Raw genomic sequence first — 1190 nt, forward strand, 5'->3', positions numbered from 1 at the left:
TGGTGAGATTGAACGTGGCATTCGCCTGAAGGAAGGGCGGGACCCGACCTTCGCCCGCGATCTGCGAACCTGGCTGGATCGAACGGTCTTGCTGTTTTCTGACCGGTTGCTGCCGTTTGATGCCGAGGATGCCCGCATCTTGGGCCGGCTGTCCGCCGAGATTGGTCATACAGGAGCCGATCTGATGATTGCAGCCTCAGCGCTTCGACATGCGGCGACGGTTGTCACGGGCAATGTCAGCGACTTTGCGCCAACTGGGGCTATGATTGAGAACCCGTTCTAGCACGCTGTCATTGGCGGAAGGGCAGGGGGGCGTCTATAACCCCACAGCTTTGGTCAGGTTGACTCTGAACCTGTCCCTTCGGCGCTGATAACGGCGCGTCATCTCGGCTGAGGCGTGGCCAAGTTGCTTTTGGACATAGCGTTCGTCCACCTCGGCGCTGCTGGCGAGGCCTGCGCGCAGGCTGTGGCCGGAATAAAGCTGCAGCCGCTCGGCCTTTGTCAACTCGGGTCGCAGGCCTGCATCCTCGACGGTTTGCTTGATGAGGCGGGCGACGTGCTTGTCGGAGAGCCTCTCGCCGGTTGCCTTCAATCCGTTGCGCGACACGGCGACGAAGATCGGGCCAAAGTCGATGCGGGCAAAGTGCAGCCATTGGGTCAGGGCATGTACCGGGCAGGTCTGATCGCTGCTGCCGCGCCCGATCTCGACCTCGCGCCATCCTGTCTTGCCGCGCAGCGTGAGCAGGGCGCCGTCGTCCACCACCTGCACCCAGCCGCCTGATTCCGGCGTGTCGTCCTTGCCGTGGTCTAGGCTGACAATCTCGGAGCGCCGCAAGCCTCCGGCAAAGCCAATGAGCAACAGGGCCCGGTCGCGCAGGCCCCGCAGATCATGGGGCAGGGTGGCCAGCATGGCGCGGATGTCTTCGGGTAGGATCGCTTCTTTCTGCACTGGCGGCCGGGCATGCTTGCGCCGGATACCGGCAAGGACAGTGGCAATCTGGCGGTCCTTGCGGTCCAGACGGTCGCTCCGTTGCGCATAGCCCCAGGCAAGGCCAGAGAGGCGGCGTTCGATCGATGCCACCGACAGGGCAGGGGTCTTGCCGGATGGTGCCGCCAGATCGGCGATGTAGAGGCCGATCAGCTGCGGCGAGGAGGGCAGGGGGTCCGCCCCGCGCATCCGGCACCAGCGG

Annotated in this window: 2 protein-coding genes; one reads left to right on the top strand and one right to left on the bottom strand. The window is 64.5% G+C overall.

The genetic code is table 11. The features are described from left to right. On the top strand, positions 1 to 283 hold a 283-nt coding region (locus tag WEA77_RS03290; protein WP_368066432.1), incomplete at its 5' end, for a PIN domain-containing protein. 33 nt (positions 284 to 316) lie between these two features. Here the strand turns inward: WEA77_RS03290 and WEA77_RS03295 are convergent. Continuing rightward, positions 317 to 1190: tyrosine-type recombinase/integrase (locus WEA77_RS03295; RefSeq protein WP_368066433.1), on the bottom strand; the 874-nt coding region annotated here is incomplete at its 5' end.

The organism is Hyphomonas sp. (genome assembly GCF_040882205.1).
Classification (GTDB): Bacteria; Pseudomonadota; Alphaproteobacteria; order Caulobacterales; family Hyphomonadaceae; genus Hyphomonas.